8 protein-coding genes and 1 tRNA gene are annotated in these 7,213 nt (G+C 69.9%); 6 read left to right on the forward strand and 3 right to left on the reverse strand.

Annotated elements, in window-relative coordinates; all coding sequences use genetic code 11:
• Nucleotides 1–185: 185 nt before the first annotated feature.
• A complete protein-coding gene (locus tag H0488_RS09035) occupies nucleotides 186–1,220 on the reverse strand; it encodes an adenosine deaminase (RefSeq protein WP_183098949.1) in 1,035 nt (344 codons plus the stop codon).
• A gap of 1 nt (nucleotide 1,221) precedes the next feature.
• Nucleotides 1,222–1,872, reverse strand: coding sequence for a DUF2238 domain-containing protein (locus H0488_RS09040; protein ID WP_183098950.1), 651 nt, complete (start codon nucleotides 1,870–1,872; stop codon nucleotides 1,222–1,224).
• 260 nt (nucleotides 1,873–2,132) lie between these two features.
• Here H0488_RS09040 and H0488_RS09045 point away from each other — a divergent pair.
• The 5 genes from H0488_RS09045 (at nucleotide 2,133) to rplA (ending at nucleotide 4,823) form a co-directional block, all read left to right on the forward strand.
• Nucleotides 2,133–2,205 (forward strand) — tRNA-Trp (locus H0488_RS09045).
• Nucleotides 2,206–2,250: 45 nt separating this feature from the next.
• Nucleotides 2,251–2,511, forward strand: coding sequence for a preprotein translocase subunit SecE (gene secE, locus H0488_RS23990; RefSeq protein ID WP_183098951.1), 261 nt, complete (start codon nucleotides 2,251–2,253; stop codon nucleotides 2,509–2,511).
• A gap of 37 nt (nucleotides 2,512–2,548) precedes the next feature.
• A complete protein-coding gene (gene nusG / locus H0488_RS09055; RefSeq protein ID WP_183098952.1) occupies nucleotides 2,549–3,370 on the forward strand; it encodes a transcription termination/antitermination protein NusG in 822 nt (273 codons plus the stop codon).
• 233 nt (nucleotides 3,371–3,603) lie between these two features.
• Nucleotides 3,604–4,035: a 50S ribosomal protein L11 gene (rplK, locus tag H0488_RS09060; RefSeq protein WP_183098953.1), complete on the forward strand. Its 432-nt coding sequence runs from the start codon at nucleotides 3,604–3,606 to the stop codon at nucleotides 4,033–4,035.
• A gap of 68 nt (nucleotides 4,036–4,103) precedes the next feature.
• The gene (gene rplA, locus H0488_RS09065) at nucleotides 4,104–4,823 is read left to right on the forward strand and encodes a 50S ribosomal protein L1 (RefSeq protein ID WP_183098954.1); all 720 of its coding nucleotides are present in this window, start codon (nucleotides 4,104–4,106) and stop codon (nucleotides 4,821–4,823) included.
• 160 nt (nucleotides 4,824–4,983) lie between these two features.
• Here the strand turns inward: rplA and H0488_RS09070 are convergent, their stop codons facing one another.
• The gene (locus H0488_RS09070) at nucleotides 4,984–6,270 is read right to left on the reverse strand and encodes an aspartate aminotransferase type Ic (protein WP_183098955.1); all 1,287 of its coding nucleotides are present in this window, start codon (nucleotides 6,268–6,270) and stop codon (nucleotides 4,984–4,986) included.
• Nucleotides 6,271–6,567: 297 nt separating this feature from the next.
• Here H0488_RS09070 and rplJ point away from each other — a divergent pair.
• Nucleotides 6,568–7,213: 50S ribosomal protein L10 (gene rplJ, locus H0488_RS09075; protein WP_183098956.1), on the forward strand; the 646-nt coding region annotated here is incomplete at its 3' end.

Here is a 7,213-nt window from a genome sequence, read left to right on the forward strand (position 1 = left end):
CGCTGCGCTCGCACCTCAACCAGCGGCGGGGGCTCGCTGCGCTCGCACCTCAACCAGCGGCGGCGGGTCGCTGCGCTCGCACCTCAACCAGCGGCGGCGGGTCGCTGCGCTCGCACCTCAACCAGCGGCGGCGGCTCGCTGCGCTCGCACCTCAACCAGCGGCGGCGGCTCGCTGCGCTCGCACCTCAACCAGCGGCGGTGTCGTCGGCGAGCCAGGCGTCGATGTCGGCGTCGGCGCGTTTGCGGACCTCGTCGGGTGCCCGGCTGGCGCGGAACGACATCCGGGCGAGCTCCGCGAGCTGCTCGTCGGAGAGGTCGTGCGCGGCTCGCATGGTGGCGTACTGACCCGCCAGCCGGGAGCCGAACAGCAGGGGGTCGTCGGCGCCGAGCGCGATGGTCGCACCGGCCGCGAGCAGGGTCGGCAGCGGCACCGAGGTGAGGTCGGAGTAGACGCCGAGCGCGACGTTGGAGACCGGGCACACCTCGAGCGCGACGCCCGCGTCGACGATCCGGGCGAGCAGGTCCGGGTCCTCGGCTGCGCGTACGCCGTGGCCGAGCCGGTCGGCGTGCAGGGCGTCGAGGCAGGTGCGGATGTGCTCGGGCCCGCGCAGCTCGCCGCCGTGCGGGGCGAGCAGGAGGCCGGCCCGCTCGGCGATCTCGAACGCGTGGGCGAAGTCGGAGGTGGACCCACGCCGCTCGTCGTTCGAGAGCCCGAACCCGACCACGCCGCGGTCGACGTACTGGCTGGCCAGGCGGGCGAGCGTGCGCGCGTCCAGCGGGTGGCGGGTGCGGTTCGCCGCGATGACCACCGCCATCCCGAGCCCGGTGCTCTCGCTGGCGTCGCGGACCGCGTCGAGCACGAGGTCGGTGAAGGCCGTGATCCCGCCGAACCGGGCGCCGTAGCCGCTCGGGTCGACCTGGATCTCCAGCCAGCGGCCGCCGTCGGCGACGTCGTCCTCGGCGGCCTCGCGCACCAGCCGGCGCACGTCGTCCTCGGTGCGCAGCACCGACCGGGCGACGTCGTACAGGCGCTGGAACCGGAACCAGCCCTTCTCGTCCGCGGCGGTCAGCTGCGGCGGCCACTCCGCGACGAGCGCGTCGGGCAGGTGGATGCCGTCGCGCTCCGCGAGCTCCAGCAGCGTCTCGTGCCGCATCGAGCCGGTGAAGTGGAGGTGCAGGTGGGCCTTCGGAAGTGAGTGAGCGTCCCGCACGCTCGCCATGTTAGGCGCGGCGTAGGTGCCGCGGCAGCGGGCGGGGTTCGGACGGGGCCCCGGGTGCCCTCTCGGCCCCAAGGCGACGGCGTACGACGTGGACGATCACGGCCGCGGTGACGGCGCCGAGCCAGCCCATCATCAGGTCGATCAGCGTGTCCGCGTAGGCGGTGGGGAGCTCGTCGGAGCGGGTGACGAACGAGACGTACTCGAACAGCTCCCACGCCAGGGCGGCGGTGATGCCGATCGCGACGGCGCGCACCAGCACCTCGGCGATCCCGGTCGCCCGGGTCGTGGTCAGCAACACGATGGCTGCCGCGAGGAACCCGGTGTCGACGAAGTGCATCCAGTCGTCGAACCACTCGATCGTGTCGTAGAGGTCGAGCCGGTTGCCGAGGACGTCGGTGAAGCAGGTGAGGGTGATCAGCAGGTCCGCCAGCCAGGGAAAGCGCGGGGTCCAGCGGAACGCGAGCCAGGCGGCCGGCAGCACGAACGCCCACAGCGGGTAGGCGATCGCCCGGGCGACCGGTGCCTTGCCCTCGAGGTTGCCCCACTCGGGATCGACGGCCACCAGGGCCAGGAAGAACAGGAGCGCCGACTTGGCGACGACGTCGAGGACGACGACGCTCGTCGGCGGCTCGTCGTACCGGGTCGACATCATCGACGTCACCTCCCGCTCCCGTCGTCCCCCGTCGTCTCCACCACCAAGGTCCCACCGGGGCGCAACCCACCGCGAGGGCCGTTGGTCCTGACCTGGGCGGACGGCCCGCGGCGGGAGCTGGGCGACGGTGGCGCTTTTGGCCCGCTTGGCCCGGGGTGCGTAGACTCCACCCTTGGTGGCTTTCCCCCCATAGTCAGTCGCGCCCTCATGACGACGTTCTTGTGGGTGCCTGGTGGGTGCACGGACCGGGAAGCCGTCGGAGGGCACTAGCTCAACTGGCAGAGCATCGGTCTCCAAAACCGAAGGTTGGGGGTTCAAGTCCCTCGTGCCCTGCAGGACCAGACGAGAACCAGACGAGAAGTTGAAGGAGTGAGCAGCGTGTCGGACTCCCACGCGGCCCAGAAGGGTCGCCAGTCCGACGCCGGCAAGCCCGGCGAGCGGCGCACCGGGCCGCTGACGTTCTACCGCCAGGTCGTCGCCGAGCTGCGCAAGGTCGTCTACCCGACCCGCGAGCAGCTGGTGACCTACTTCTTCGTCGTCATGGCCTTCGTGCTGGTGATGATCGCGATCGTCTCGCTGCTGGACCTCGGTCTCGGCAAGCTGGTCTTCGCGATCTTCACCGGCGCAGACGACGTGTGATCGACGCCGCGAGCGTCGACACCCCAGCCAACAGCAGATGATGGAGCACCACGTGTCGGAGCAGTACGACTCGGCCCCTGAGACGGGCGAGGACGTCACCACCCACGAAGAGCCCGAGGTCGCCCTCGAGCCGGCCGAGGGTGCCGAGTCGACCCCCGAGGAGGTCGAGGCTCCGGAGGTCGAGGCGATCGCGGACGACGCCGAGGTCGAGGTCGACGCCGACGCGGAGGAGCTCGACCCGCTGGAGGCCTTCCGTCGCGAGCTGATGATGAAGCCGGGCGAGTGGTTCGTCGTGCACACCTACTCCGGCATGGAGAACCGGGTGAAGCACAACCTGGAGAACCGCATCCACTCCCTCAACATGGAGGACTACATCCACGAGATCGTGGTCCCCACCGAGGAAGTCGCCGAGATCAAGAACGGCCAGCGCAAGATGGTGCGGCGCACCGTGCTGCCCGGCTACGTCCTGGTCCGGATGGACCTCACCGACGAGTCGTGGGCCGCCGTGCGGCACACCCCGTCGGTCACCGGCTTCGTCGGTCACAGCCACCAGCCGGTGCCGCTGAGCATGGACGAGGTCGAGAAGATGCTGGCCCCGTCTGCGGTCCTCGCGGCTCCCGCCGAGGCCGACGGCTCGGCCGCCGCCGGCAGCCGCGGCACCCAGACCGCCAAGCGGCCGATCGAGGTCGCCGACTTCGGTGTGGGCGACTCGGTCATGGTGGTGGACGGCCCGTTCGCCACGCTCCACGCGACGATCACCGAGATCAACGCGGAGTCGCAGCGGCTGAAGGCGCTGGTCGAGATCTTCGGCCGGGAGACCCCGGTCGAGCTGAGCTTCAGCCAGGTACAGAAGGTCTGAGGCTCGTGAGTGCCCGAGGAACGAGGGCACTCACGCCGGCCGAAGAGGTTGAGAAGCGACAAGCGGGCCCGAGCTTGCTCGGGGACGCGCGGAGCGTCTCGAAACCCGTGACTCGCCTGAGAATTTCACAGGTACGACGACAAGCCGGACAATAGGCAGGTTGCTCGAGCAACAAGTGGCAGAGGCGTACGACGTACTCCTCGTCATGACCACGAGAAGAAAGAGATAGAGGAATGCCTCCCAAGAAGAAGATCGCCGCGCTGGTCAAGGTGCAGCTGCAGGCCGGCGCCGCCACCCCGGCGCCCCCGGTCGGTACCGCCCTCGGTCCGCACGGCGTCAACATCATGGACTTCTGCAAGGCGTACAACGCCCAGACCGAGTCCATGCGCGGCAACGTCATCCCCGTCGAGATCACGATCTACGAGGACCGGTCCTTCGACTTCATCACGAAGACCCCGCCGGCCGCCGAGCTGATCAAGAAGGCCGCCGGCCTGAAGAAGGGTTCCGGCGTCCCGCACAAGGAGAAGGTCGGCAAGCTGACCAAGGACCAGGTGCGCGAGATCGCCCAGACCAAGCTCCCCGACCTCAATGCCAACGACATCGAGGCCGCGATGAAGATCGTGGAGGGCACCGCCCGCTCGATGGGCGTCACGACCGACTACTGAGCCCGATTTTTGGCATGTGGGAGAGCCGCGCTGGCTCGAACCACGACTTCCGGAAGTAGGAAAAAACTATGCAGCGCAGCAAGACCTACCGCGCGGCGGCAGAGACGTTCGACAAGGACGAGCTCTACGCCCCGCTGGCCGCGATCAAGATCGCCAAGGCCGCCAGCAAGAAGAAGTTCGACGAGACCGTCGACGTCGTGATGCGCCTCGGCGTCGACCCCCGCAAGGCGGACCAGATGGTGCGCGGCACCGTCAACCTGCCGCACGGCACCGGCAAGACCGCCCGGGTCCTCGTGTTCGCGAACGCCGACAAGGCCGACGCCGCCCGTGAGGCCGGCGCCGACATCGTCGGTGGCGACGAGCTCATCGACAAGGTGGCCGGCGGCTGGCTCGACTTCGACGCCGTCGTCGCGACGCCCGACATGATGGGCAAGGTCGGTCGCCTGGGTCGGGTCCTCGGCCCCCGCGGCCTCATGCCGAACCCGAAGACCGGCACCGTCACCCCGGACCCGGCCAAGGCCGTGACCGACATCAAGGGCGGCAAGATCGAGTTCCGCGTCGACCGTCACGCCAACCTCCACTTCATCATCGGCAAGGCCTCGTTCGACGAGACCCAGCTGGTCGAGAACTACGCGGCAGCCCTCGAGGAGGTGCTGCGGCTCAAGCCGTCCAGCTCCAAGGGCCGCTACCTCAAGAAGGTCACTGTCTCGACGACCATGGGCCCCGGCGTCCAGGTCGACCCCAACCGCGTCAAGAACGTCGCGGAAGAGGACGAGGCCACGGTCTGACCCCAGTACGACGGAAGCCCGGTCACTCTCGCGAGTGGCCGGGCTTCGTCGTACTCGGGACCTTGTCGGGGTTTCCAGGCGCTTGTCGGCCGGTGCAATGCCCAACAAGTGCAGGAATCCCCGGTCGACCGGGGATTCCTGCAGCGCGCGCGCCCCGACGTCAGGAGGTGAGCTGCTCGAGCGCAGCGAGCTCGACGCAGACCGCGACCCCGGCCATCGCGGCCTCGACCTCGGCCAGCACGGGGAAGGTCGGGGCGAGGCGGATGTTGCGGTCGTCGGGGTCGTTGCCGTGGGGGAAGGCGGAGCCGGCGGGGGTGAGCGCGATGCCGGCCTCCTTGGCGAGCTGCACGACCCGGGCGGCGGTGCCGTCGAGGACGTTGAGGTCGACGAAGTAGCCGCCGACCGGGTGGCTCCAGGTCGCGATCCCGAGGCCGTCCAGCCGGGCGCTGAGGGCGTCCTGGACAGCCGCGAACTTCGGGGCGATCAGGTCGCGGTGCTTGCGCATGTGGGCGCGGACGCCGTCGGCGTCGCCGAAGAACTCGATGTGCCGCAGCTGGTTGATCTTGTCCGGCCCGATGGAGGCGAAGGAGAGCCGCTTGAGGTACCACTCCTTGTTCTCGGGCGACGCGGCCAGCGCGGCGACGCCTGCGCCCGCGAAGGTGATCTTCGACGTCGACGCGAACATGATCGGCCGGTTGGGGTGCCCGGAGGCCGAGGCGAGGCCGAGCGCGTCGGCGCTCTTGGTCTCGACGTCGGTGAGGTGGTGGACGACGTAGGCGTTGTCCCACAGGATCCGGAAGTCGGGGGCGGCGGTCGGCATCGCCATCAGCTCGGCGGCGACCTCGGTCGAGCACACGGCGCCGGTCGGGTTGGCGTAGGTCGGCACCAGCCACATGCCCTTGACCGCCGGGTCGTCGGCGACCAGCGCCCGCACCGCCGGGACGTCCGGGCCGTCCTCGTGCATCGGCACGGTCACCATCTCGATGCCGAGCTCGGCGAGCATCGTGAAGTGGCGGTCGTAGCCGGGGACCGGGCAGACGAACTTGACGGTCTCCTCCTGCGACCACGGCCGCGGGGAGTCGGGGCCGCCGTGGGAGAGCAGCCAGCTCACGACCTGGTACATCATCGTGAGGCTGGAGTTGCCGCCCGCGACGACCCGCGCGGCGTCGACACCCAGCAGGTCGGCGAAGACCTCCCGCATCTCGGCCAGCCCGTCCAGGCCGCCGTAGTTGCGCACGTCGGTGCCGGAGCGGTCCTGGTGCCCGGTCGGCAGCCGCAGCAGGTCCTCGGACAGGTCGAGCTGGTCGGCGCCGGGCTTCCCCCGGGTGAGGTCGAGCTTGAGCCCCTTGGCCTGGAGGTCCTCGTAGTCGGCGCGCAGCGCAGTGAGGCGCGCGGCGAGCTGGTCGGCGGGCAGGGAGGTCAGCGGCGAGGAGGTCACGAGGACCATCGTGCCAGTGTCGCCAGGCGGGACCGCACCCGGATTGCCGCCGATTTTGAGTGGTACGGCGCAGCGTCGTACTGTTGCGCTCGAAACCTAAAGACCGCCGGTCGTCCGGGCTGCCTCAGCCCTGACCGAAGGTTCCGCGGAAGCGGATGGCCTGCGCAGGGGATCAGAGCATGACCAGCAGTTGCGGCTCCGTCATCACAGGGGTCGCGGCCGGTGTCCACGCCCTGAGCGTCTGCGCTCAGGGCGTTCGTCGTTCCCAGGAGTCTCCAGCCGGTGGTCATGTCCGGAAGGAGACCCATGGCGCGGGCAGACAAGCAGGCCGCCGTCGCGGAGATCACTGAGTCGTTCAGTGACGCCGCCGGTGCTGTGCTGACCGAGTACCGCGGTCTCACCGTGAAGCAGCTGCAGGACCTGCGGCGCTCCCTCGGCGAGAACGCCAACTACGCCGTGGTCAAGAACACGCTGGCCAAGATTGCCGCCAAGGAGTCGGGAATCGAGGGCTTCGACGAGCTCCTCACCGGCCCGACCGCGATCGCCTTCATCACGGGCGACGTCGTCGAGGCGGCGAAGGGTCTGCGTGACTTTGCCAAGGCCAACCCCGCCCTTGTCATCAAGGGTGGAGTTCTGGACGGCAAGGCCCTCGAGCCGGCCGAGATCGCCAAGCTGGCCGATCTCGAGTCCCGCGAGGTCCTCCTGGGCAAGCTGGCGGGCGCGATGCTCGCTTCGCTGAGCCAGGCCGTCTACCTCCTCAACGCGCCGCTCGCCCAGGCCGCCCGTCTCGCGGGTGCCCTCCAGGCGAAGGCCGCTGAGGACCCCTCGATCCTCGCAGGTGGTGCTGGTACGCCGGTCGCCGCCGAGGAGGCCCCTGCTGACGAGGCGCCCGCCGCCGAGTCCGTCGAGGCCCCCGCTGACGAGGCGCCCGCCGAGGAGGCGGCTCCTGGGG

This window comes from Nocardioides pelophilus, from assembly GCF_014180685.1.
GTDB lineage: Bacteria > Actinomycetota > Actinomycetes > Propionibacteriales > Nocardioidaceae > Nocardioides > Nocardioides pelophilus.